Origin of the sequence: Arthrobacter russicus (genome assembly GCF_031454135.1) — a bacterium.
In the GTDB taxonomy this organism is placed as follows: Bacteria; Actinomycetota; Actinomycetes; order Actinomycetales; family Micrococcaceae; genus Renibacterium; species Renibacterium russicum.
Map to the genome: position 1 here is coordinate 3,518,925 of NZ_JAVDQF010000001.1, position 25,076 is coordinate 3,544,000.

Annotated in this window: 20 protein-coding genes and 1 pseudogene; 16 read left to right on the forward strand and 5 right to left on the reverse strand. The window is 64.6% G+C overall.

The genetic code is table 11. From position 1 onward, the window contains the following. Positions 1 to 576 precede the first annotated feature (576 nt). Entirely contained in the window at positions 577 to 1,209 is a 633-nt protein-coding gene (locus JOE69_RS16510; RefSeq protein ID WP_309800622.1) for a TetR/AcrR family transcriptional regulator, read from the reverse strand. A gap of 71 nt (positions 1,210 to 1,280) precedes the next feature. Between JOE69_RS16510 and JOE69_RS16515 the strand changes: the two genes are divergently transcribed. The 10 genes from JOE69_RS16515 to JOE69_RS16560 all read left to right on the forward strand — a co-directional run bounded on the left by JOE69_RS16515 (position 1,281) and on the right by JOE69_RS16560 (position 10,893). Further along, positions 1,281 to 2,153: an alpha/beta fold hydrolase gene (locus tag JOE69_RS16515; RefSeq protein WP_296361367.1), complete on the forward strand. Its 873-nt coding sequence runs from the start codon at positions 1,281 to 1,283 to the stop codon at positions 2,151 to 2,153. Continuing rightward, a complete protein-coding gene (locus JOE69_RS16520; RefSeq protein WP_309800629.1) occupies positions 2,146 to 3,708 on the forward strand; it encodes a flavin-containing monooxygenase in 1,563 nt (520 codons plus the stop codon). Before JOE69_RS16515 ends, JOE69_RS16520 begins: the two co-directional genes overlap by 8 nt. Next, positions 3,701 to 4,543 (forward strand): SDR family NAD(P)-dependent oxidoreductase, encoded by an 843-nt coding sequence (locus tag JOE69_RS16525; RefSeq protein WP_309800630.1) that lies wholly within the window; start codon positions 3,701 to 3,703, stop codon positions 4,541 to 4,543. Before JOE69_RS16520 ends, JOE69_RS16525 begins: the two co-directional genes overlap by 8 nt. A gap of 326 nt (positions 4,544 to 4,869) precedes the next feature. Beyond that, complete coding sequence (locus tag JOE69_RS16530) at positions 4,870 to 5,523, forward strand: transglycosylase family protein (protein WP_309801358.1); 654 nt, start codon at positions 4,870 to 4,872, stop codon at positions 5,521 to 5,523. Between the two features lie 316 nt (positions 5,524 to 5,839). Further along, positions 5,840 to 6,226, forward strand: coding sequence for a glycine cleavage system protein GcvH (gcvH, locus tag JOE69_RS16535; protein WP_309800633.1), 387 nt, complete (start codon positions 5,840 to 5,842; stop codon positions 6,224 to 6,226). Between the two features lie 130 nt (positions 6,227 to 6,356). Next, complete coding sequence (locus JOE69_RS16540) at positions 6,357 to 6,821, forward strand: FHA domain-containing protein (RefSeq protein WP_309800635.1); 465 nt, start codon at positions 6,357 to 6,359, stop codon at positions 6,819 to 6,821. A gap of 88 nt (positions 6,822 to 6,909) precedes the next feature. Continuing rightward, a complete protein-coding gene (ftsR, locus tag JOE69_RS16545) occupies positions 6,910 to 7,602 on the forward strand; it encodes a transcriptional regulator FtsR (RefSeq protein ID WP_296362075.1) in 693 nt (230 codons plus the stop codon). A gap of 22 nt (positions 7,603 to 7,624) precedes the next feature. Beyond that, a complete protein-coding gene (locus JOE69_RS16550) occupies positions 7,625 to 8,110 on the forward strand; it encodes a bifunctional nuclease family protein (protein ID WP_296361376.1) in 486 nt (161 codons plus the stop codon). A gap of 266 nt (positions 8,111 to 8,376) precedes the next feature. After that, positions 8,377 to 8,970: a MerR family transcriptional regulator gene (locus JOE69_RS16555; RefSeq protein ID WP_296361377.1), complete on the forward strand. Its 594-nt coding sequence runs from the start codon at positions 8,377 to 8,379 to the stop codon at positions 8,968 to 8,970. Between the two features lie 93 nt (positions 8,971 to 9,063). Continuing rightward, a complete protein-coding gene (locus JOE69_RS16560; RefSeq protein ID WP_309800637.1) occupies positions 9,064 to 10,893 on the forward strand; it encodes an esterase-like activity of phytase family protein in 1,830 nt (609 codons plus the stop codon). Here JOE69_RS16560 and JOE69_RS16565 read toward each other — a convergent pair whose 3' ends face one another. Then, positions 10,894 to 11,775, reverse strand: a complete 882-nt coding sequence (locus tag JOE69_RS16565) for a ParA family protein (RefSeq protein WP_309800639.1) — start codon at positions 11,773 to 11,775, stop codon at positions 10,894 to 10,896. It abuts the gene before it with no gap. 251 nt (positions 11,776 to 12,026) lie between these two features. Between JOE69_RS16565 and JOE69_RS16570 the strand changes: the two genes are divergently transcribed. Both JOE69_RS16570 and JOE69_RS16575 read left to right on the forward strand, forming a co-directional pair. Beyond that, on the forward strand, positions 12,027 to 15,425 hold the full coding sequence (locus JOE69_RS16570) for a pyruvate carboxylase (protein WP_309800640.1): 3,399 nt from the start codon (positions 12,027 to 12,029) through the stop codon (positions 15,423 to 15,425). 139 nt (positions 15,426 to 15,564) lie between these two features. Next, a complete protein-coding gene (locus tag JOE69_RS16575) occupies positions 15,565 to 16,950 on the forward strand; it encodes a MinD/ParA family ATP-binding protein (RefSeq protein WP_309800642.1) in 1,386 nt (461 codons plus the stop codon). A 210-nt stretch (positions 16,951 to 17,160) separates the two neighbouring features. On the opposite strand, the gene JOE69_RS16580 is transcribed toward JOE69_RS16575, so the two are convergent. Then, complete coding sequence (locus JOE69_RS16580) at positions 17,161 to 18,975, reverse strand: AMP-dependent synthetase/ligase (protein ID WP_309800644.1); 1,815 nt, start codon at positions 18,973 to 18,975, stop codon at positions 17,161 to 17,163. Between the two features lie 150 nt (positions 18,976 to 19,125). Between JOE69_RS16580 and JOE69_RS16585 the strand changes: the two genes are divergently transcribed. Next, on the forward strand, positions 19,126 to 20,151 hold the full coding sequence (locus JOE69_RS16585; protein WP_309800646.1) for an ROK family glucokinase: 1,026 nt from the start codon (positions 19,126 to 19,128) through the stop codon (positions 20,149 to 20,151). Positions 20,152 to 20,203: 52 nt separating this feature from the next. Here JOE69_RS16585 and JOE69_RS16590 read toward each other — a convergent pair whose 3' ends face one another. Together JOE69_RS16590 and JOE69_RS16595 are read right to left on the reverse strand one after the other, a co-directional pair. Then, positions 20,204 to 20,731: a hypothetical protein gene (locus JOE69_RS16590; protein WP_309800648.1), complete on the reverse strand. Its 528-nt coding sequence runs from the start codon at positions 20,729 to 20,731 to the stop codon at positions 20,204 to 20,206. Continuing rightward, positions 20,715 to 21,470: an alpha/beta hydrolase gene (locus tag JOE69_RS16595; protein WP_309800650.1), complete on the reverse strand. Its 756-nt coding sequence runs from the start codon at positions 21,468 to 21,470 to the stop codon at positions 20,715 to 20,717. Before JOE69_RS16595 ends, JOE69_RS16590 begins: the two co-directional genes overlap by 17 nt. Before the next feature lie 169 nt (positions 21,471 to 21,639). Between JOE69_RS16595 and JOE69_RS16600 the strand changes: the two are divergent. The 3 genes and pseudogenes from JOE69_RS16600 (at position 21,640) to JOE69_RS16610 (ending at position 25,018) form a co-directional block, all read left to right on the forward strand. After that, positions 21,640 to 22,463: pseudogene (locus JOE69_RS16600) on the forward strand (lysophospholipid acyltransferase family protein). A gap of 93 nt (positions 22,464 to 22,556) precedes the next feature. Beyond that, complete coding sequence (locus JOE69_RS16605) at positions 22,557 to 23,933, forward strand: class II 3-deoxy-7-phosphoheptulonate synthase (protein ID WP_309801360.1); 1,377 nt, start codon at positions 22,557 to 22,559, stop codon at positions 23,931 to 23,933. Positions 23,934 to 24,079: 146 nt separating this feature from the next. After that, on the forward strand, positions 24,080 to 25,018 hold the full coding sequence (locus JOE69_RS16610; RefSeq protein ID WP_309800652.1) for a hypothetical protein: 939 nt from the start codon (positions 24,080 to 24,082) through the stop codon (positions 25,016 to 25,018). Positions 25,019 to 25,076: the final 58 nt, after the last annotated feature.

Sequence of the window (25,076 nt, forward strand, 5' to 3'; positions counted from 1 at the left end):
AAATACCGCCATGGTGTAAAAAATTTAACTGGTTGAGGCTCCAGATGGAAGATTCATTCCTAAGGCCACCGCAATCTTTATTGTAGAGTCGTCGGGGTTGGCGTCAAGCAACAAATCTTCAGGTGGCAATTTGTTTACCCAATACGTACCCAAAGTTATTTTTCTTGAAATATATTGAAACGTCCGGGTGCGGGCAATTCACCTCGGGTATTGTGCTCAGGAGCGATCCGGCGATTTATTGCGACTTAGCGTCGCAATAGTTGTCCGGTCGCGGCTTGAAGGGGCAAGTTGCCTTTAAATTCAAGGATCGGGAGCCGCGCTGTGAATTTTTTGCCGGCGTGCGCGACGGTCTGTCGCCGTGATTTTGTGACCTTGATTACATTGCCGACTTTCCCCAGAATGCTCCGGTTGAAAAGTAGGCAAAGTGGCGTATAAGCGGGTTGGGTCGCCTTGGTGCAAATTTGGGATCGACTACCGCAAAGATAGGCGCAGCGGGCGCCTCGGCGGGCGCTTCCGCGCTATCACTGAGATGGCCATTCGGTTATCCGAGTGGTTAGAAATTTAGCAATTCGCTGGCTATTTTGAGGCGGGTTGCCGGTCCGGGGTGGTGAGCGCGCTGAGAATGCATTGCAGGGTGAGCGGGCTCAGGTCTGCGGGCTCCGGGGCTCCAGGGTCCGGGAAGTGGCTGTGCGTCATGGCGCCTTCGTGTGCGGCCATGACCACTCGGATCAAGACCGAGATCGGCACCGTCGGTTTGCGGCCGGCCCGCTCGATCGCGCTCAGCAGGATCGGTTCCAGTCTTTCCCGGAGCCGGCGGCGGTGTTCGGAGAGCGCCGCAGCGGCCAGCGGGTTGCGCAGGGCTTGGGCGGTGAATTCGGCATTGAGCAGCTGCCAATGGCTGCCGACCTGAAGCAGGTTGAGCACTTTGCCAACGATCTCGCCGACGTCCGGCGTCGCCGCAGTGCTGGACAGGACCTCTTCGAGGCGATCCAGATAGAGCTCGATGTTCCACTCGTAGAGGGCGAACAGCAGCTCGTCCACGGACTCGAAGTTCGAATAGAAGGCGCCCCGGGTGAATCCTGCGCGTTCGCAGATCTCTTCGATGCTCGCCTTGTGGATCCCGTGTTCCACGAGAAGCTCGCCGGCCGCTGCGATCAGGCGTTTGCGGGTTTCGGACCTGCGCCGCGGAACTTTCTCGGAACCAATCATGGAAAAAGTCTATCCAATACAGAATGTTTTGAATACATTGTGTATTGAGACTCAACGAAGAGAGGTTCATGATGCCTGTTTTGCCCCCCGGCCTCAGCCTGAAGCGAATTTCGGTCAAGGGCCGCAGCACCCGGTATGCAGATCTGGGCGACGGTGCGCCGCTGGTGCTGTTGCACGGCATCGTGCGGAGCCTGGAGGATTGGGGCCAGGTGATCGAACCCTTGTCCAAGCAATACCGGGTGCTGGCTCCGGATCTGGCCGGATTCGGTTTTTCTGAAGGCTTGCCCAGCTACAACCTGGAAGCCTTGGCCGAGCACGTTTGGGATTTCCTCGATGCGCTCGGCGTCTCCGGGCCAGTACGCCTGGTGGGCAATTCGCTGGGCGGTGCAGTCACCATGAAAGCCGCGGTGCAGGATCCGGACCGGGTGGAGCGGGTGGTCCTGGTGAACAGCGCTGGATTCGGCAAGTCGGTGACCGTGGCGATTCGGGCATTGGCCATTCCGGTGATCGGCGGAAAAGTGATCAAGCCGCTGCTGCTCCGGCCGAATATGCGGATGGCCCGGGCGGTGGAGAGTTCGTTGTACCGGGACCAGCGCATCGTGACCCGGGAACGGGTCAACCTCGGCTACGACCTTTTGGGCCAGGAGCAGGCGATGCGCGCCTCGGTCGAATCCGGCGTCGCCCTGGGCAGCTTCTTCGGCGCGGCCGAAGGTTGGCGCCGGGAGCTTCTGGACGGCTATCGTCCCTTGTCCCATCCCACGCTGGTGCTGTGGGGCAGCCACGACAAGATCCTGCCGGCCAGTCATCTGCCCAATGCGCGGCGCGAACTGCCGGCCGCCCGATTCCACCTCTTCCAGCGGGTGGGCCATATGCCGATGACCGAGGTTCCGGAACAATTCCTGGCGGTCGTCGGGCCGTTTTTGGCGGAAAACGCCGATGCCTGAGGCCAGCATCGAAATCGCCGTGATCGGAGCCGGGTTCTCCGGGCTGGGAGTCGCCTGCGAACTCGTCCGGCACGGTCGCCGGGATTTCATCGTGCTCGAACGCGGCAGCACGGTCGGCGGCACCTGGCGGGACAACACCTACCCGGGTTGCGCCTGCGATATCCCCAGCGACCTCTACTCCTTCTCCTTCCAGCCGAATCCGCACTGGTCCAGCAATTACGCCGCGCAGCCCGAGATCCTGGCCTACCTGCAGCAGGTTGCCGCGGACTACGGCTTGCTGGAGCCCGACGGCGCGCCGGCCGGCTCGGACCTCTCGGCGGCAGCCCCGGGCAGCATCAGTTTCGGCACCGAACTGCAAGGTGCCGATTGGTTGCCGGATCGGCAGCGTTGGCGGATTTCGACGAACCGGGGCAGTTTGCTCGCCAGATACCTGATTTCCGGCCACGGCCCCTTGATCACGCCGAAATGGCCGGATTTGGCCGGGCTGGACGAGTTCCGAGGGGTCCGGTTCCATTCGGCGCAATGGGACCACACCGTCGATCTCGCCGGCAAACGGGTCGCGGTCATCGGCACCGGTGCCAGCGCCATCCAGTTCATTCCGCAGGTGCAAGGCGTGGCCGGCGAAGTCCACGTCTTCCAGCGGACACCACCATGGATCGTCCCGCGGGGTTGGCGGGAGACCTCGGCGAAACGCCGTGCCGTGTTCGCCAAATACCCCGTGCTGCAGAAACTCGACCGGCAGCGGAAATTCCGGATTCTGGAGACCCGGCATCTGGGCCTGAGTACCGCACGGTTCAACCGGGTCATGCAGGACTTCGCGCTGAGCTACCTCAATCGCAAGGTCAAGGATCCGGGGCTCCGGGCCAAGCTCACCCCGGACTATCGGATCGGCTGCAAACGGATCCTGATTTCGGACAACTATTTCAATGCGCTGCAAAAACCCAATGTGGAGCTGGTCACCGACGCCGTGGTCAGGGTCACCGAACGCGGCATCGTCACTGCGGACGGCGTGGAACGCGAAGCCGACGTCTTGATCTGCGGTACCGGGTTCAATGCCACGCAGCCGAAGATCGCCGGTTTGATCCGGGACGGCGACGGCGTCTCGTTGGCCCAGAGGTGGGGCGCGGATTTCGAGGCGCACCGCGGGACCACGGTGACCGGTTACCCGAACCTCTTCCTGATCGTCGGACCGAACACCGCCCTCGGCCACAATTCGATCATCTACATGATCGAAGCCCAGGTGCGTTATGTCCTGGCTGCGCTCAACGCGGCAGAACGGCGCGGCGCGGTGGAGTTGGCGCCCACGGAGGCCGCCCAGCGGGCATACAACCGCTGGCTGCAGAAACGCCTGGCCCGGCTGGTCTGGACCCGCGGCGGCTGCTCGAGCTATTACCTCAGCAGCACCGGCAAGAACACCACGCTCTGGCCGGAGCGGGCGGCTGCGTTCCGGCGCAAGCTCGGCCGCTTCGATGCGGCCAGCTATCGGTTTTTCAAACCCCGTCATCCTGTCCTGTCCGCCATCCCGACCAAGAAAGCGGTATCTCCCCATGTCTGAGTTCCCCTATGTATCCGGCGCCGCAGTACTCACCGGGGCCGCAAGCGGCATCGGCGAAGCGACCGCCAAAGGTCTGGCGATGCGCGGTATGGATATGGCAATCATCGACAAGGATGCGGCGCCGCTGGAGGCCCTGGCAGCCGGGTTGCGGGCCAATTATCCGAAACTGACCATCAGCACCCATGTGGTCGACCTTTCCGAAGCAGCACCGATTGCGGCTCTGCCCGAGGAAGTCCGGCGCAGTCACGAGCGGGTCAGCATGCTGATCAACAACGCCGGGGTGGCCTTGGGCGGCACCTTCGAGGATGTTTCGCTGGCTGACATCGAATTCGTGATGGCGGTGAATTTCTGGGCCGCGGTCCGGATGAGCAAGGCATTCATGCCAGATCTCCGCGCGGCCGATTCGGCCCTGATGATCAATATTTCAAGTCTCTTCGGCTTGATCGGCACTCCGGGGCAGACTGCGTACACGGCGAGCAAATTCGCGATCCGTGGCTTTTCCGAGTCATTGCGCACCGAGGTCTCGCGCTTCGGAATCAAGGTGCTCCAGGTGCATCCCGGCGGGATCAAGACCAATGTCGCGAACAACGCCCGGCTCGGCGCGAATCTCACCCGTGGGGATGTGGACCAGGTCCGCAGTTCGTTCAACAAGGTGCTCACCATGGATCCCCGCGTCGCGGCAGAGCAGATCTTGAACGCGGTGGCCGCCGGGAAAAACCGTTTGGTGATTACCAAAGAGGCCAAAGCGCTGGATCTGCTCGCCAGATTGTTGCCGGCGAAGCACGGCGAAATCATCGCCAAGGAAATGCTCCGCAGAACCGGGGTCAAGCTCTGAATCAGGCGCAAAACGCCGTTGTGGCCAGAATCTCAGCGACTTCATAGCCGCCGGCGCGGATCGCCGCGCTGGCGGGGATTTCGAATTCTGTGTTTTCCGGAATCAGCCGGTTTCGCGTCGTTATCAGTTTGTTATCGTTTGGTGCTTCCCGTAGCGTCGATGGAAAGCTCCCGTTCGGCATTGCGCCGTCGGAAGCTGAGCAGGCACCTCGCACCCGGCACCGCCACGGAGGATTGCCTATGATTTGTCCCCACATGAGGAAGCGGGCGGCGGTGGTTCGGTAGCGGAATGCTCCGTTCGGGTGACCGGAAGTGTCAAAACCAATGATGCAGAATTCAAAATTTCGTCGTACCGCTGGCCGGGTTCTGGCCATTGCCGCGATTGCCGGAGCCGGCGTCGCCGTGACCGGCACGGGTGCGCAAGCAGCCGACAGCAGCACCTGGGACGCACTGGCACAGTGCGAATCGGGCGGCAACTGGTCGATCAACACCGGCAACGGCTTCGGCGGCGGGCTGCAGTTCACCCCCAGCACTTGGGCTGCGAACGGCGGCGTCGGGAGTGCGCAGAACGCCTCCCGCGAGCAGCAGATCGCGGTTGCCGAGCGAGTGCTCCAAACCCAAGGCTGGGGTGCTTGGCCGGCTTGTTCGGCCAAACTCGGCCTGAGCGGCAAGAGCGGAGCCGCGCCGCAGGCGTACCAGGCTCCGGCTGCCCAGGCTCCCGTCGCCCAAGCCCCGGCGGCCCAGACCCCGGTGCGGCAGGCTCCGGTGCAGCAGGCTCCCGCGGCACAAGCTCCGGCGCATGCCGGCACGGTGCCGGTCTCGGGCGAGACTTACACGGTCAAAGCCGGGGACACGCTCAGCAGCATCGCCAAAGCTTTGCAGATTTCCGGTGGTTGGGATCTGTTGGCGGACGCCAATGCGGACAGCATCAGCGATGTGAACCTGATTTACCCCGGCCAGGTGCTGAACCTGCCGGCATGATCTGAGCGGCGACCAGGCCCCGGTCACCGGGGCCGGGAGCCCGTTGGAGAGGGCGGGGCGGCTTTGCGCAGGCAAGGCTGCCCCGCCCTCTTCGGCATCCCGGGGAGCGGCACCCCGGACGGACTCGGCGCTGCGGAACGTGGGGAACGGTCAGTTTTGTGATTCGAGTCCGTCAGTTTGTCCGGTGCACCAGGCCATCCGGCAGGCTGGGCACTTGCCCTGGGCCATCGGCTCACTGTTGACTGGGGGTAGCAGTTTTGCGCTGCTGGTCGTCCCGGCCCGATCCGTTGCAGAATTTAGACCTGAAAGGCGCCCCATGAGCAACATTCCCGCTGAATTTTCCTATACCGCCGAGCATGAGTGGGTCAGCGCACCCGATGCCGAAGGCGTGGTCCGGGTGGGCATCACGGATTTCGCCCAGGACGCCTTGGGCGACGTGGTCTATGTCCAGGTTCCCGAAGTCGGCAGTGCGCTCACCGCCAATGACGTGGTCGGCGAGGTCGAGTCCACGAAGAGCGTCAGCGACATCTTCGCTCCGCTCAGCGGCGAGGTGGTGGCCCGGAACGAAGGTCTGGACAGCGACCCGGCACTGATCAACTCGGACCCGTACGGCGAAGGCTGGTTGCTGGAGATCAAACTCGACGATGCATCGTCCCACGAGAGCCTGCTCAGTGCCTCGGAGTACGAACAGCAGGTAGGGTAGTCTGATACCTCGCATCGCGCCGGGCGGAGCAATCCGCAGCCCGGCTCCCGATGCCGGAATAGACCATTTGGAGCTTCCGGAACAACGGTTCTGGAAGGATTGCAGGAATGAAAACAGGGGAGGAACTCAGATGGGTGGCAATGAGCGCGACGCCGTGAACGCGACGCCGGAAGAGGCTCACACGCCCAAGGCTTCCGAAACCACGTCGATCCATGTGCCTTCGGCTTCGGCCGAGCCGGCGATCCAGCCGAATTTGAGCAATGAAGAACTTTCTGCGGTAGCGGCGCTCCCGGCTGGTTCGGCGCTTTTGATCGCGCACTCCGGGCCCAATCAGGGAGCCAGGTTCCTCTTGGACTCGGAGACCACGTTGGCCGGCCGGCACCCGGATGCGGATGTCTTCCTCGACGACGTCACGGTATCCCGCAGGCACGTGGAGTTCCGCCGCGAAGGCAATGGCTTCCGGGTCGTCGATTCGGGCAGCCTCAACGGAACCTACGTCAACGGCGACCGGGTGGATTCCGTGCTGTTGCGAACCGGCAGCGAGGTTCAGATCGGCAAGTTCCGCTTGACCTACTACGCCAGCTCGAAAGCCTAGGGCGGCTTGAGTGGCAGTACAGGGGGCGCGTCGGGCGGCCGGTGAAAACCGGCTCGGTGACGCGCACGCTTATGCCGGGCGACCGGTCATCTTCAACATCGGCGAAGTGCTCGCGCAGCTCACCGAAGACTTTCCTTCGGTCACCGCGTCGAAAATCCGATTCTACGAGGAGAAGGGCTTGGTCACGCCGCAGCGGACGGCAGCGGGATACCGGCAGTTCACCGAATCGGACGTGGAACGGCTGCGCTTCGTGCTGGCCTTGCAGCGCGACCACTATCTGCCCTTGAAAGTGATCCGGGACTACCTCGATTCGATCGACCGCGGCGAAGGGCCGGAGAACCTCCCGCCCGGAGTCAGCGCCTCGATCGCGCCGCGTCCGGTGAACCCGGAACTGGCCGCCGAAATGGCCGGCCGGGCCCGGCGGCTCAGCGTGGAGCAACTCCGAGTCGAGTCCGGCGCGAGCAACGAGCTGTTGGAGTCGCTGCTCAGCTTCGGCTTGATCGCTGCCGAGGCGGGCCATTTCGACGACCACGCGCTGCGGGTGGCGAAAGCCTGCGCTGCGCTTGCCGCGCACGGCTTGGAACCGCGCCACCTGCGCCCGTTCCAGGCCGCTGCGGAACGCGAGTTCGGTCTGGTCGAACGGGTGGTATCGCCTTTGGCCTCGCGGCGCGACGGCGCCTCCCAAGCCCGTGCGGCCGAGTCCGCCCGCGAAATCAGCGATCTGTGCCTTTCCCTGCATTCCGCCTTGGTCCAGGGCCATATTGCCCGGATGGACAGCTGAACGGTGAACGGCATGGGTTCAGATGATTGAACTCGAACTCGTCGGCGTCCGGATCGAGATGCCGTCCAGTCAGCCCCTGGTGCTGCTCAAGGAAGTCGACGGCGAGCGGCACCTGCCGATCTGGATCGGCACTCCGGAAGCCAGTGCGATTGCGATCGCCCAGCAAGGCGTCGCGCCGCCCCGGCCGTTGACCCATGATCTTTTCGGCGATCTTCTGGCTGCCGTCGGGTTGAGCCTGGCGCATGTGACGATCACCGCGGTGGAAGACGCGGTGTTCTACGCCCAGCTGGTGCTCGACGACGGAACCGTGATCGGATCCAGGGCCTCGGATGCTTTGGCGCTCGCGCAACGCGCGCATTGCCAGATCTGGTGCGCCGATGTCGTCTTGGACGAGGCCGGAGTGCGGATCGGCGACGATGACGGTTCCGCCCCCGAGGACGATGAAACGGAAGTGCAGCGGTTCCGGGCCTTTTTGGACGACGTCGAACCGGAAGACTTCGGCAACTGAGCGGATCGCTGAGGTTTCATTCAGGTTAGACCTGAAGGTTAAACTTTCGACACGCCGGAAGATTTTTGCTAGCGTCTTTGACCAATGCCCGCTGCGGTTCTAACGTCGGATTAGACAGTTCCCATTGCATGTCCGGCGATCTATCGTCACACTGGATTGAGAAGTTACACCGATGAGCTTCTGATCGTGCGTACTTCCGCACAGTGGTGACGGATTCCGGACGTACCTTCCCCGGGAACTTTGACAGATCAACGACGGAGGGTCCGATGAGTCCGAAAGGCGAGGGTGGCGAGCTGAAACAAGCCGCCAGTCCCACCACGGTGATACCTGCCGGGGCGCAAGGATTGCTTTTCACCGAGGACCTCCCTGTTCTGGATGAAGACGCGGGTTACCGCGGACCCACGGCTTGCAAAGCCGCCGGAATCACCTATCGTCAGCTCGATTACTGGGCACGTACCGGTCTCGTCGAGCCGACCGTGCGCAACGCCGCCGGCTCCGGCTCGCAGCGGCTCTACGGGTTCCGTGACATCTTGGTGCTCAAGGTGGTCAAACGCCTGCTGGACACCGGGGTTTCGCTGCAGCAGATCCGTTCTGCAGTCGAGCACCTGCGGGAGCGCGGGGTCGACGATCTGGCCCAAATCACGTTGATGAGCGATGGCGCCTCGGTGTATGAATGCACCTCCGCCGACGAAGTCATCGACCTGGTGCAGGGCGGCCAAGGCGTGTTCGGAATCGCGGTGGGCAAAGTCTGGCGCGAAGTCGAAGGCAGCCTCTCCGAATTGCCGAGCGAACACGCTGAGGACCAGTCCTTCCCGGACGACGAGTTGGGCAAGCGGCGCGCGGCGCGACGGATTTCCTGAGCCTGCTTCCCGGCACCGGACTTCCGGTCGCTGTTCGCCTGCTGTTCTTTTGCCGGGCGGAAAACGTTCACTCCTTGCTGGCAGCGTTTCAGCATGCCCGTCAATCACTCAGTCTTTGCCGCTGGCCGCCTCCGGAAAACCCTTGATTCCAAGGGCCGCCGGGTAGCCGTCATCGTGCTCTCCGGCCTCCTGCTGGCCGCAAGCGGGCTGCCCGCCCAAGCCGAACCGCCCGGCAGCGCAGAAACCCCGGATTCGATCAGCACCGCGATGAACACCGCGGTTTCCGGCAATGCCTTCGCCGGGAATCCCGACTACCAGCACACCGTGGTCGGGCACAACCAACCCTCGCACGGCCGCTTGGCGATCGCACCGAACGGCGATTACCGCTACACCCCCGAACCGGGCTATCTGGGCCCGGATTCATTCCGGGTGGACAGCTCGGACGCGGTGCAGCTCTTCCAGACGGACCTGCCGGCTTTGGCTTCCTTCAGCTCGGTGCCGATCACGGCAGGGGGATTCGGTTCGTCAGTGGCACCGGTGCCGGGCAAACCCGGACGCGTCTACGGGTTGACGGACCGGGGCCCGAACGTGGACGGACCGGCGAAAAACCTCAAGATCGAGGCGATTCCGGACTTCACCCCGTCGATCGGCGAGTTCCAACTCGATCAAGGCAAAGCCGTCCTGTTGCGCAGCATTCCGCTCAAGGCCGCGGACGGCACCCCGATGAACGGGCAGGTGAACTCCTCGGCATCGACCGGCGAGACCATCCAGGACCTCGATGGCAGGGTGCTTCCGGCCTCGCCCTACGGACTGGACTCCGAAGGCTTGGTGGCGATGCCGGACGGCAGTTTCTACGTCTCGGACGAATACGGTCCATTCATCGTCCATTTCGACGCCACCGGCCGGGAAATCGGTAGGATGAGCCCGTTCGGCGGCGGTCTGCCGGCGGAGCTTGCGAACCGGACGCCGAATCAGGGCATGGAAGGACTGACCATCACCCCGGACGGCAAGACCCTGGTCGGCATCATGCAGAGCGCCCTCAACCAACCGGATCTGGCCAAGGGCGTCAGCGCGAAGAAAATCGCGGCCACCCGGATCGTCACGATCGGCTTGGCAGACCGGGCAGTGCATGAATACCTGGTGCTGCTGGAGGATCCGGCGACCACCAAGGACGCGGTCAGCGAAATCACCGCACTGTCGGCGACCGAATTCCTGATCGACGAACGGGACGGCAACCTCCAGCCCGGCGGGCGCAAGCTGTTCTATCGGGTGGACATCAGCGGCGCCACCGACGTCGGACCGGCCGCGCAGCTGCCCGGGGCCGGGTACGACGGCGGAAAGGGCGGCTTGTTGCTGGCCGGCAAGACCATCGAGGCCACGCTCGGCGAGCGCCCGACGGCCGCAGCCGGCGCCGCGCTGGCGGACCTCGGGATCAAGCCGGCGGCCAAAAAACTGAGTTTGGACCTGGGTGCTTTGGTCAGCACGCTCAACCCGAGCGGGGCGTTCTTCGGGCACGACAAGATCGAGGGTGTCTTCCCGTTCGACGGCGGCAACAAGCTGCTGATCTCCAACGACAATGACTTCGGCATCGACGCGGTGCAACCCGGTAGCCAGAATCCATACGTGCTGCATCCGAAACTGCTGCCGGACGGCAAACAGGACGACGGGGAATACCTCGTGGTGGATCTGCGCAAATTGCCGGCTCGGCCGGTCTCCAAAACCATCGACATCTCGGTGACTGCTCCGGCTACCGAGGCTCCGGCCCTGCCACCGGCATCCGGCACCGCCGCTGCCACGGTGCCGGTGGCTGATGGCGAACCACTCGCCGCAACCGGCGTCGACCTCTGGGCGCTGGCTGCGGCAGCGCTGCTCATCGCGGCAGGGTTGGCCGGTTCCGGCTTCAGCCGGCGCCGGAAGCGGTAGTCAGCGGCCGAGGATTTGCTGCAACAGGGCGTCGAAGCCTGCTGCAGCGGTCTTCGCCGCGTCTCCGGGCCAGTGGTGCACCGCGCGGGCAGCGCCCTGGATCTGCTGCCAGTTGGCCTGTTCGGCGATCGTCGGCGTCAGCAACAAGGAACCGAACATGGTGGCCATTTCATCGAGCCGGTACTCGTGTTCGGCAGAGGACTGCCGGACCCGGTTCGCCACGATTCCGGCGGCGCTGAGCTTCGGCGCGAACTCATTGCGGAAAAGTTCGATGGCGCGCAGCGTCCGTTCCGTGCCGGCAACGGAAAAAAGCCCTGGTTCGGCGACCAGGAGGACTTTGTCCGAGGCGGTCCACGCGATCCTGGTCAGCCCGTTCAACGACGGCGGGCAATCGACCAGGACGAGTTCGTAGTCCGGCTTGCCGCCGATCACTTGGGTGTTCCGGGTGAGCCCGGCCAACACCGCGGAAAGCCGGCGCAAATCGCGGCGGCCCAAATCCGGCCGGTCGAAGATCCCGGAATAGGCGGAGCCGACGGCGACGTCGAGCACGGTCGAGGTCGCCCGTGCATCAGCCCGGTGTCCGGCACCGCGCCGCGAACTGGGGCGTTGCGCAGCTGCTTCCGTGCCGGCCGGGACGTGTTCCAGCCAGCCGGAGGGCTGGACTTGGCGGGTCAAATCGGCCTTCCGCGGGTTCTTCAGCATCCGGCCGATGTCGAGCTGCCCGCCGGGTCGCACCCCGAGGCCGGTGGTTGCATCGGCATGCGGGTCGAGGTCGATCACCAGCGTGGGAATGCCCGCGGCCAGAGCTGCCGAGGCGAGCCCCAAGGTCACGGAGGTTTTGCCTACGCCGCCCTTCAAAGAGCTGATACTCACTACCTGCACTCGAGATCCCCACTGAATAGATTTGATCGTCGTCCGGTCTGCCTGAACCTCTCCTCATCATATGTGCGACCGGGGCAGAATGCCGGTTATTGCGGGAACTGCGGTGCGGATCTACCCGGATGCAGGTGCCCGGGCAGATCCGCTTGGCGTAACCAAGTGACGGCGGACACTAAATCTGCACCGGGGAACCGGTATGCTGGCCCAGCAGTATCGGGGGGATTAAAAGTCGACTCAGCAAACAAGGGGAATGCATGTTTTCCAAGATTCTGGTGGCCAACCGGGGCGAAATCGCAATCCGCGCGTTCCGCGCGAGCTACGAGCTCGGCGCCAAGACGGTCGCCGTTTTCCCTTATGAGGACCGTAACTCGATCCACCGGCAGAAAGCCGATGAAGCCTACCTGATCGGCGAAGAAGGACACCCCGTCCGGGCCTATCTGGACGTCGCCGAGATCGTGCGGGTGGCCCAGGAAGCCGGAGCCGATGCGATCTACCCCGGCTACGGATTCCTGAGCGAAAATCCGGATCTGGCCAGAGCCGCTGCAGCTGCCGGCATCACCTTCATCGGGCCACCGGCCGAGGTGCTGGAACTGGCCGGCAACAAGGTGGCTGCGCTCAAGGCCGCGCGCAAAGCCGGAGTGCCGGTGCTCAAATCCTCCGAGCCGTCCAAGGACGTCGCCGAACTGATCGCGGCCGCGGACGAGATCGGTTTTCCGATCTTCGCCAAAGCCGTCGCCGGCGGTGGCGGACGCGGCATGCGCAGGGTGGAAACCCGCGAGGACCTGCCCGAAGCCCTCAACGCGGCGATGCGCGAGGCAGATGCCGCGTTCGGCGATCCGACCATGTTCCTGGAGCAGGCCGTGCTGCGGCCCCGGCACATCGAAGTGCAGATCCTGGCCGATGCGCAGGGCAATGTGATGCACCTGTTCGAGCGCGACTGCTCGCTGCAGCGGCGGCACCAGAAGGTCATCGAAATCGCGCCGGCCCCGCAACTGGACGAGTCGATCCGGCAAGCGCTCTACCGCGATGCCGTGGCCTTCGCGAAAGCCTTGGGCTACGTCAACGCCGGCACCGTGGAGTTTTTGGTGGACACCGCGGGGGAGCGGGCCGGGCAGCACGTTTTCATCGAAATGAACCCGCGGATCCAGGTGGAGCACACGGTCACCGAGGAAATCACCGACGTCGACCTGGTGCAGGCCCAGATGCGGATTGCTTCGGGGGCGAGCTTGGCGGACCTCGGGCTGAGCCAGGAGACCGTGTCGATCAAAGGCGCCGCGCTGCAATGCCGGATCACCACGGAGGATCCGGCAAACGGGTTCCGTCCCGACGTCGGCAAGATCACCGGGTACCGTTCCGCCGGCGGCGCGGGGGTGCGGCTGGACGGCGGCACGGTCTACTCCGGGGCGGAAATCAGCCCGCACTTCGACTCGATGCTGGTCAAGCTCAGCTGCCGCGGCCGGGATTATCCCGCCGCAGTGGCCCGGGCCAGGCGGGCTTTGGCCGAGTTCCGGATCCGCGGGGTCTCGACGAACATCCCGTTTTTGCAAGCGGTGCTGGACGATCCGGATTTCATCGCCGGCAATGTGGCGACGAGCTTCATCGAGGAGCGCCCGGAACTGCTCAAAATCCGGCCCTCGGCAGACCGGGGCACGAAGCTGCTGACCTGGTTGGCCGATGTCACGGTGAACAAACCGCACGGTGAACTCACCGTGCATTCCGATCCGGCAGCAAAGCTGCCGAAGCTGCCCGAAGGCCGGCCCCCGGCCGGGTCGCGGCAGCGATTGGCCGAGTTGGGGCCGGAAGGCTTTGCCGCCGAGTTGCGGGCGCAAACCGCGCTCGCGGTCACCGACACCACCTTCCGCGATGCCCATCAGTCCTTGCTGGCCACCAGAGTGCGCAGCCGCGACCTGTTGGCGGCCGGCCCCGCGGTTTCCGCACTGACCCCGCAGCTGCTTTCGGTGGAGGCCTGGGGCGGTGCGACCTATGACGTGGCCCTGCGCTTCCTCGGCGAAGACCCCTGGGAACGGTTGACCGCCTTGCGCGAAGCCTTGCCGAACATCTGTCTGCAGATGCTGCTGCGTGGCCGCAATACGGTGGGCTACACGCCCTATCCGGAGGAAATGACCGAGGCCTTCGTCCAGGAGGCGGCGGCGAGCGGCATCGACATCTTCCGGATCTTCGACGCGCTCAACGACGTCAACCAGATGGCTCCGGCGATCAAAGCGGTCCGCGCCACCGGGACCGCGGTGGCCGAAGTCGCGCTGTGCTACACCTCCGACATGCTCGACCCGGAAGAAAAGCTCTACACCCTGGACTACTACCTGGAGTTGGCGCAGCGCATCGTCGATGCCGGCGCGCATATCCTGGCGATCAAGGACATGGCGGGCCTGCTCCGCCCGGCTGCCGCGGCGAAACTGGTCAGCGCGCTCCGGGAACGGTTCGATGTGCCGGTGCACCTGCACACGCACGACACCGCGGGCGGCCAATTGGCGACCCTGCTGGCGGCGTCCGAGGCCGGCGTGGACGCGGTGGATGTGGCCTCGGCGTCCCTGGCCGGCACGACGAGCCAGCCTTCGGCTTCGGCTTTGGTCGCGGCATTGGCCCATACGCCGCGGGACACCGGGATCGCTCTGGCGAACGTCGGCGCCTTGGAACCGTACTGGGAAGCAGTCCGGAGGCTCTACGCGCCGTTCGAATCCGGGCTGCCGGGACCGACCGGCCGGGTCTACCAACACGAGATCCCCGGTGGGCAGCTTTCCAATCTCCGGCAGCAGGCGATCGCGTTGGGCCTGGGCGAACGGTTCGAAGCCATCGAAGACATGTACACGGCGGCGGACCGGATTCTCGGCCACCTGGTCAAGGTGACCCCCTCGTCCAAGGTGGTAGGCGATTTGGCCCTGCACCTGGTCGGCCTGGGCGCCGATCCGGCCGACTTCGAAGAAAACCCGCAGAACTACGACATTCCGGATTCGGTCATCGGCTTCCTCTCCGGAGAGCTCGGCGACCCGCCGGGGGGCTGGCCCGAGCCGTTCCGCAGCAAAGCGCTGCAGGGTCGGGAAGTCAAAGTCCGCGATGTGGAGCTCAGCGCCGAGGATTCGGCCGGGCTGGCTGGCGAGTCCGCCATCCGGCGCAGCACGCTCAACCGGTTGCTGTTCGCCGGCCCGACGAAGGACTTCCAGGCGGTCCGGGACAGCTTCGGCGATGTTTCGGTGCTCGACACCCGGGACTACCTGTTCGGCCTGCAACAAGGTCAGGAACACATCATCCCGCTGGGCAAAGGGGTCCGGTTGATCGCTTCCTTGGAAGCCATCTCGGACGCCGACGAAAAGGGCATGCGGACCGTGATGTGCACGTTGAACGGCCAATCCCGGCCGATCAGCGTGCGGGACCGCAGCATCGAGTCGAAGGTCAAAGCGGCTGAGAAGGCCGACCCAAGCAGCCCGGGCCAGATCGCGGCACCGTTCGCCGGCGCGGTGACCTTGCTGGTGGAAGCCGGCAGCGCGGTCCAGGCCGGTCAGACCGTGGCGACCATCGAAGCGATGAAGATGGAGGCCTCGATCACCAGTCCGGTCGCGGGCACCGTGACCCGGGCCGCGATCGGCCCGGTGGAGCAGGTGCAGGGCGGAGATCTGTTGATCGTGGTCGGCAGCTGAAGCCGCAGCATCCGGCGGAGCTTCAGGAAATTCCCAGGAGGTTTCGACATCTCGGCTGGTTCTAGGAATCTCCTGTGGGTTAGGGTGAATGCTGATCCATGCTGAACTCCGAACAGCATGCCGAGAGATAGAGAACGCAATGGCACAGGACACAGCTGAGACTGAACCGCGCTCGAACGGGGATCTCAGCCACGACGCTGCAGGGGACCCGTCGAGTACTGGAGTGATGACGGCGGTCGGCCCGGTCATCACGGTCGCCGGTGCGGAAACCGACAACCCCGGCGAGCCGGCGGAGCCGGGTTCCGGAACCGTTGATGCTTCGGCAGACGCTTCCGAAGCGGCTGCCGAGGAAGCCGCTCGGCTCGCGCCCGGCACTGAAGAAGCCCCGGCTGGCCAAGAGCCGGCCGCTGCGGCGACGCAGGCTGTGCAAACCGCAGTGGTCGCCGAGACTCCGGCGGCCGCGCCGCCGGCTTCGACGGAGCCGGTCTACGACGAGCTCAGCGCCTGGCAGCCTTCCGCGGGCAGCAGCAGCTCGCCGAAAACCGAAGCCGCGGAGTCGGAAACCCGGCCCAGTGCGCGGCGGGAACGCGAGGACGGCCCGGAGCCGGCTGCCGCCTTGACTGCGGACCGGCTGCTCGCCGGCCGGGAGACCCCGCCGGTTTCCGGTTGGCGGCGCCTGCTCTACTCGGCGTCGCTGGGCTACATCAACGTCGGCGATTCGGACAAGGTGCGGTTGCGCCGGGCCCAGGAACACCGGATCGCGATGCGTCTGGGGCGACGTACCCGCTATGTTCCGGTGCTTTCCCGCAAGGGCGGCGTCGGCAAGACCACGGTGACCACGCTGCTCGGCATGGCGCTTGCGGACCTGCGCGAAGACCGGGTGATCGCGATGGATGCCAATCCGGACCGCGGCACACTGTCCGACCGGTCCCCGGGACGCGCCGATTTCACCGCGCGGCAACTGGTGAAGAACCGTTTCGACGTGAACACGTTCTCCGAATTGGCTGCCTATGTGGCCCGGGACGGTTCCCGGCTCGATGTGCTCGCCTCGGACACCGATCCGGCGGTCGCCCAGGCGTTCGACGACGCGGACTACCGCGCGGTGACCGAGATCCTGAGCCGTTATTATTCGATCGTGCTCACCGATTCCGGTACCGGAATGGTGCACTCGGTCATGAAGGGCACCTTGGAAAAGGCCGATTCGGTGGTCTTGGTCTCCGGCGGCAGCGTCGACGAAGCCAGGCTGGCCTCGGAAACCTTGTCCTGGCTGGAGGCGCATGGCCGGCAGGATTTGGTGGCCCGGGCGATCGTCGTGGTCAACATGTCGGCCGGCGAAGGCACCCTGGTCAATATCGAGGAAATCGAAGACCACTTCCGTTCCCGGGTGAAATCGGTGTTGCGGCTGCCCTACGACCGGCACTTGGCCGAAGGCAGCCGGGTGAGCTTGGACCAGCTCAAGCCGGCGACCCGGGCTGCCGTGATCGAACTGGCGGCGCTCGTGGTGGACGAGCTGCAAGGACTCTGAGCGGGGGCGAGAATTCGCGGCTCGGTCCCACCGAGTCTGCCCGCTGAGTGGGCCACAACCATTTTGTCCCACTCGAAATACCGACCCGGTGGGACAAAACCGTTGGGACACATCCAGTGCGCCAGCCAGGCGCATCTAACCGCTCGAAAACGAGAAGCCGCCCCGGATCAGATCCGGGGCGGCTTCTCGTCGCTCGACGGCTTGCCGGGGCTAGGCCGGCTTGGGTGCCGAATAAATGTCTTCGACCACCGCGGAGAAATCTTTGAGCACTTGGGCCCGCTTGATCTTCAGCGACGGCGTCAGATGCCCGGAGGACTCGGAGAAATCGGTCGGCACGATCCGGAAGGCCTTGATCGCTTCGGCGTGCGAAACCGATTCATTGGCCCGGTCCACGGCTTTCTGCACCGCGGCCAGGACCGTCGGATCGGTGCTGGCCTGCTCCGAGCTGATGTCTTTGGCCAGGCCATTCTGCCCGGCCCATTGCGGCAGGGCTTCTTCGTCCAGGGTGATCAGGGCGGCGATGAACGGTTTGCCCTCACCGACCACGACGCATTGCGAAATCAGCGCATTGGCGCGGATCTGGTCTTCCAGCTGCGCCGGCGCGACGTTCTTGCCACCCGCGGTGATGATGATTTCCTTTTTGCGCCCGGTGATCCGCAAGTACCCTTCGGCGTCGAGCTCGCCGATGTCGCCGGTGCGCAGCCAGCCGTCTTCGAAGGTTTCGGCGGTCAGGTCCGGCCGGCCGTAGTAGCCCCGAGCTACGCAGACGCCTTTGACCAGGACTTCGCCGTCGGCCGCGATTTTGACCGCATTGCCCGGCAGCGGTTTGCCGACGCTGCCGATTTTGAACTGATCGGGCCGGTTCACCGTGACCGGCGCCGTGGTTTCGGTCAGACCGTAGCCTTCGAGGATCATCACGCCGACGCCGAAGAAGAAGTGCCCCAGCCGTTCGCCCAGCGGGCCGCCGCCGGAGACGGCGTATTGCAGCTGGCCGCCCATCGCGGTGCGCAATTTGCTGTAGACCAACTTGTCGAAGACCGTGTGCTGCAGGTTGAGCCAGAACGGCACCTTGCCGTCCTGCCGGGCACGGGAATACGCGATGGCCACTTCGACTGCTTTGCCGAAGATCTTCCCTTTGCCCTCTGACTCGGCCTTGAGCACCGCTCCGTTGTAGACCTTTTCGAAAACCCGCGGCACGGCCAGAATGTAGGTCGGTTGGAAGCTCTGGAAATCGGCGAGCAGGTTCTTGATGTCCGGGGTATGCGCCACCCGGGCTCCGCCGGCGATGTTCATCACCGCGATGTAGCGGCCGAAGACGTGGGCCAGCGGCAAGAACATGATGGTCTGCGCGCCTTCGGTGACGACTTCGTCGCCGAGCACTCCGAGCGCATTGTCGGCGAGTTCCACGAAGTTGCCATGGGTGAGTTCGACGCCCTTGGGCCGGCCGGTGGTGCCCGAGGTGTAGATGATGGTGGCCAGATCCCGCAGTCCCATTCCGGAACGACGGCGTTCCACCTCGTCGTCGCTGATCTGCGCGCCGCCGGTGCGGAGCTCGTCCAGGCCGCCATCAGTCAACTGCCACAGGTGCTGCACCGCATCGAGGCCTTCGGAAGCCACCGCTTGGCGCAGGCCGGCAAGGTGCTGTTCGGCTTCGCCGAAGGCTGCGATCGCGCCGGAATCAGCCAGATTCCAGGCGATCTGGCTCGGCGAGGAAGTTTCGTAAATCGGCACCGAAACGCCGCCGGCGTACCAGATCGCGAAGTCCACCAGAGTCCATTCGTACCGGGTCCGGGACATGATTCCGACCCGGTCGCCGGGCTTGATGCCGGCGGCGATGAGCCCCTTGGCCAGGGCGACCACATCGGCGCGGAATTCGGTGGCTTTGATGTCCTGCCATTGTCCCTGCGCGTCCAGGACCGCGAACAGGGCGCGGTTCACCGGATCGCTGGCCCGCCGTTCCACGAAATCGGTGCAATTCGCCGTTTCCGGAATCTGGACGACGGGTGGTACGGAAATTTCCTGCACGATAGCTCCCTCGATATCTTCGGCTAAACCGAGTAGCTGTCCGCGGAAAGCTACTGGTCAGTAACATTAGTGTGCCACAGAGTCGTTTCCCAACCAACGCGTGCAGATCCCGGTAGGTTCCGCGACTGCGTTCTCCTAGAATGATGCCTGATGAGCAGCGAAATTTCGCCCCTTTGCGGGGAAACCACAACAGATCGTCCTGAAATCGTCAATCCGGCGGAGAGCCCGAATCTGGCGATCGGGATCGATATCGGCGGCACCAAGGTCGCGGCCGGGGTGGTTGATGAACAGGGCACCGTGCTGGCCGAGCTGCGCAGGCAGACTCCGGGCCGGGATCCGCGGGCGGTGGAAGCCACCATCGTGGAGTTGGTGAGCGAACTCGGCCGAGCCTATCGGATCGCTTCGGTGGGCATCGGTGCCGCGGGCTGGATGGACCTCAGCGGCAGCACCGTGTTGTTCAGTCCGCATCTGGCCTGGCGCAATGAACCGCTGCGGAGCAACCTGGAGCGGCTGCTCTGCCGTCCGGTGATGCTCACCAACGACGCCGATGCCGCGGCCTGGGCCGAATGGCGGTTCGGCGCGGGCCGAGGCGAGAGCCGACTGGTCTGCATCACGTTGGGTACCGGGATCGGTGGCGCGATGCTGATGGACGGCCGGATCGAGCGCGGCCAGTTCGGCGTCGCGGGGGAGTTCGGCCACCAGGTGATCATGCCCGGCGGGCACCGTTGCGAATGCGGCAACCGTGGGTGCTGGGAACAATATGCGTCCGGAAACGCCCTGGGCCGCGAGGCCAGGGAACTGGCCCGGGCCAAGTCTCCGGTGGCCCAGGAAATCCTGCGCGCGGTGGACGGCGACGTCGAGGCGATCACCGGGGCGGTGATCACCGAACTGGCCCGGCAGGGCGATCCGGCTTCGATCGAGTTGATCGACGACGTCGGCGGCTGGCTCGGCCTGGGCATGGCCAATTTGGCGGCCGCGCTCGATCCGGGCATGTTCGTGGTCGGCGGCGGGCTCTGCGAAGCCGGGGAACTGCTGTTGGAACCGGCCCGGCGCGCCTTCGGCCGGAACCTCACCGGCCGCGGGTTCCGGCCGGCTGCGCCGATTGCGCTTGCCGCTCTGGGACCGCGGGCCGGACTGATCGGTGCGGCGGACCTGTCCCGGAATCCGCCGCGCTGAGCCGGCACCCGCCGGCTCAGCCGACGGGCGAGCCGGGTGAGAGGGGCAGGGCTCAGACCTGGGCGCCGTCGTCGTCGTGGTCCCGATGGCCGGGCATCCGGTAGATCAGGTAACCGGCCGAACCGATGAAGGCCAGCACCAGTCCCACGATCGCGAACCACGGCAGGCCGCGCCAGAACATCGCGGCCAGCAGCAACGCGATCGGAGCGCCGACGGCGCCGACCCAGCCGAGCGCGATCGCCGGTTCCACCGTGGCCAGCGAGGCGGGTTCCGCCGGCACGAACTCGGCGTCGGAATCGTCTTCCGGCGGGCTGTAGTCCCGGGGACCGGCCATCGCTCCGGACACCGGACGTGGTGGTGGGGAGTCGTCGGCTTTGCTGACATTGAGCGGATCAAAGCGGCTGAAGCCGGCGCCGGCCGGGCGCGATGGTTCGCTGGCCGCGGCGGGCCCGACCGGGCCGTCCGGGGTTTCGGCCTGGCCGAGCAGCGTGCTGTCCGAGTCCTCTTTGAGCCGGGAGACCAAATCCGCCCAAACCTCGTCTTCGCTCGGCTCGTTCCGCGGTTCAGGAGTTGTGGACACCGGCCAGCTCCTTGAAGAAGGCGGTGGAACGCTCGAAGATTTCAGGCGCATCGTTGTCCAGGGTAGCCACATGGTAGCTATTCGCCAGTTTGACGATGTGCAGATCCTTGCTGGAAACCCCGGCCCGGATCCGGTCGGCCGAGGAGCCTGCCACGATGTGGTCCACGGTCGACTGGAAGACCATGATCGGCGCGGTCACCTTGGGCAGATTGCCGGCGGTGTCTTTGATCAATTTCATCAGCTGCGCCACCGCGGCCACCGGGGTCCGGTCGTAGGCGTATTCCTCGACTCCGGGTTTCAAGATGTCGTTGCCGATCGCCGGCGTCGATTTGAGCACGTGCCGCATCACTCCGGCGAGTTTCGCGCGCGGGTCGACGACCGCCAGCGCCGGGTTGACCAGGGCCAGCCCGGCCACCGGATGGTGTTCGGCGATCCGCAGCGCCAGCGCGCCGCCCATCGAGAGCCCGGCGACGAAGACCCGGTCGCATTGGGCGCTGAGTTCGAAGTAGGCCCTTTCGACTTCGGTGTACCAGTGCTGCCAGGGAGTGCGCGCCATTTCCTCCCAGGTGGTGCCGTGGCCGGGGAGCAACGGCATGTTCACCGCGAAACCTTGGCCGGCGAAATATTCGGCCCAGGGCCGAACGCTTTCCGGGGAGCCGGAGAAGCCGTGCGAAACCACGACGCCGATCCGCGCCAGTTCGCCGTGTCCGGCTGCCGTCATTGGTTCGTGCAAGGCCATCTGCAGTGCCTCCGTTTGGCTTTCATGCTTCGTCTGCGGACTGTTCTGTTGCGTGCACAGTCCCACTGAGCAGGTTATCTCACTAGAGTATGGTGACAGAGAGCTTTGCCGCGACTGGACAGAGAGCAGTGCTGCCCGCGGCGTTCCGGAGCGAACGAAAGTGAGCAGCGTGTTCTATTGGGTGATGAAACGGATCTTCTTGGGTCCGGTGCTCAAACTGCTGTTCCGCCCCTGGGTCAAGGGGCTGGACAACTTGCCGGAGAACGGGCCCGCGATCTTGGCCAGCAACCACCTTTCGTTCTCCGACTCGATTTTCATGCCCTTGATGGTGCCGCGGCCGGTGGTGTTCTTGGCCAAGGCCGAATACTTCACCGGCAAGGGGATCAAGGGCAAGCTCACCGCATTGTTCTTCCGGCTGACCAATCAGCTGCCGATGGACCGGTCCGGCGGGGCGGCGTCGGCGAACTCGCTCAGCACCGGAGCGGATGTTCTGGCGCAGGGCGGATTGCTCGGGATCTACCCGGAAGGCACCCGCAGTCCGGATGGGAAGCTCTACCGCGGCAAGGTGGGCGTGGCCAAGCTGGTCCTGGCTTCCGGGGTCCCGGTGATCCCGGTCGCGATGATCGGCACCGACAAAGTGCAGCCGATCGGGCGCACGCTGCCCAATATCCGACGGATCGGCTGATCTTCGGCGCGCCGCTCGACTTCAGCCGTTATCAGGGCTTGGCGGACGACCGGTTCGTGCAGCGCAGCGTCACCGATGAAATCATGTACGAGCTGATGCGGCTCTCCGGTCAGGAATACGTGGATGTCTACGCGAGCACGGTCAAAGAACGGCAGGCTGCACGCAAGGGCGGAAGCACCGAAGCAGCCCTGGTGGACCTGCCGGTCGCCAACAGCCCGTTGCGCGAGGACGAGGCTGTGGCGCAGCCCGAAGCCGTTGAACCAGCGGCCGATTCCGAGGCCGCCGACGGTGATCCGCCTGCTGTGTGACGAAGATCGCCGGGCAGGTTACGGGTGGGCCGCACACCCGAGCCGCGGAACAACTAGGCTTAAGCCGTGCAAGATCAGACGAATTCACCCTTCATGACCATCGACGACTCTGCTGTCCGGCTTGGCCAAGCCGGTGCCGCGAACTACCCGGGCCTGGATGCCTGGCGCTCGCTGCCGATTTCCCAGCAGCCGACGTGGCAGGACGAAGCGGTTTATCAGTCGTCGATCAAAGAACTTTCCTCGCTGCCCCCGTTGGTTTTTGCCGGTGAAGTGGACATCTTGCGGGACCGACTCGCAGCTGCTGCCCAAGGCAAGGCGTTCCTGTTGCAGGGCGGCGATTGCGCAGAGACCTTCGACGGTGCCACCGCGGACAAGATCAGTGCCCGGGTCAAGACGATCCTGCAGATGGCGGTAGTGCTGACCTACGGCGCTTCGCTTCCGGTGATCAAGATGGGCCGGATGGCCGGCCAGTTCGCCAAACCGCGTTCGTCCAACGATGAGACCCGGGACGGGCTCACCCTGCCCGCCTACCGCGGCGATATGGTCAACGGCTACGAGTTCACTCCGGAGTCGCGCGGCCACGATGCGCAACGCTTGGTGCGGGCCTACCACACCTCGGCGTCGACCCTGAACTTGATCCGGGCGTTCACCCAGGGCGGGTTCGCCGACCTGCGGTTGGTGCACCACTGGAACAAGGGGTTCACGCAGAACCCGGCGCATGCCCGCTACGAATCGTTGGCCGGGGAGATCGACCGGGCGATCCGGTTCATGGAAGCCTGCGGTTCGGACTTCGAGGCGCTCAAGCGCACCGAGTTCTTCGCCAGCCACGAGGCGTTGCTGCTCGACTACGAGCGGGCGCTGACCCGGATCGACTCGCGGACCGGAACTCCGTACGCCACCAGCGGGCACTTCCTCTGGATCGGCGAGCGGACCCGGCAATTGGATGCCGCCCACGTTGACTTCCTCTCCCGGGTGCGCAATCCGATCGGCGTCAAGCTCGGCCCGAACACGTCCGGCGACGACGCGCTGCGGCTGATCGACAAGTTGGACCCGAACCGGGAACCCGGCCGGATCACGTTCATCACCCGGATGGGCGCGAACAACATCCGGGAGAAGCTGCCCGCGTTGGTGCAGAAGGTCACCGATTCCGGAGCCCAGGTGCTCTGGGTTACCGACCCGATGCACGGTAATACCGTGACCTCGCCGAATGGCTACAAGACGCGGAATTTCGACGACGTGATGGACGAAGTGCGTGGCTTCTTCGAAGTGCACCAGGCGTTGGGGACGTTCCCCGGAGGCTTGCACGTGGAGATGACCGGCGACGATGTGGCCGAGTGCTTGGGCGGTGCTGATCCGATCGACCAGGAGGCGTTCCTGACCCGTTACGAGTCGGTTTGCGATCCGCGCCTGAACCACATGCAGTCGCTCGAGATGGCGTTCCTGGTTTCCGGAGCTCTCTCCAAACGCTGATTAACCCCCGTTTTAGATAGTCGTCTGCTTTTTGGTTAGCCGTTTGCGCGTCAACCGGCTAACCAAAAAGCAGACGACTATCTGAAGTTATACACAGATCTGGGCCGGGTCTTCCACTGCGCTTAGCGGAGCCCAATAGTGATGACATGGCAGAGTCAATCCGCGACCAGATCCGTACTCCGGCAGAAGACCCACTGGATTCGAAGCTTTCACGGGATCTCCTCCGGCAGTTCCGTTCCGGAACTCTGGTGCGCTTGCGGCGGGCCAGCTACATCGCGCAGAGTACCTGGCTGTCGATGGATGAGATCCCGCGACATCTTGCCCGAATGCACGCGATCGATGCGGCTGCCAATAGCCGACCGGTATTCGCCGCGGAATCGGCGGCCTTATTGTGGGGGCTGCCGGTGCAGTCCATCCCGGAGCGGGTACAGATCAATGTGCCGCCAGGCAGCGGCCAGCGCAGTCGTGGTCCCGCGGTTCGACGGCAGTTCCCACAGCTAGACGACGGCGAGTGGTTCGTAGACGGACTGAAGGTGACTTCGGCGGTGCAGACCGCCGTCGAACTTGCCCTGCGTCAGCGCTACGCCTGGTCAATCGCATCGCTGGACAATTATTTGCATGGTCCGACCTCGAGCGCTGCGTGGAAGCCTTCGGCGCAGGGGCTTCGCGAAGCGGCGTGCCGCCTGCCGAGCCGGGCAAAGACCCGACGGGTTTTGGCGCTCACGGAGTTGGCCGATGCCGGCTCCATGTCAGTTGGCGAATCGATCAGCCGAGCGAATATGCATTTGGCCGGTTTGCCGAAGCCAACGCTCCAAGCCTGCTTCCATGACGACGACGGATTGATCGGCTATACGGATTTTTGCTGGCGGGAATTCGGCGTTGTCGGCGAATTCGACGGAAAGGTGAAATACCGGAAGCCGGAGTACCTGCAGGGGAGGGATCCGGCGGAAGTGGTCATCGAGGAGAAAATAAGGGAAGACCGACTCCGTGCGCTAGGGCTGAAAGTTGTCCGCTGGACCTGGGCAACGGCCAATTCGCCGAATCAGTTGCGGAGCAGGCTCGTGGCTGCGGGGCTTCCTCGCTAAACCCGCTGTTTCAGATAGCCAGTTGCCTTTTAGTTTCCGATTTGCGCGTCAAGAGGCT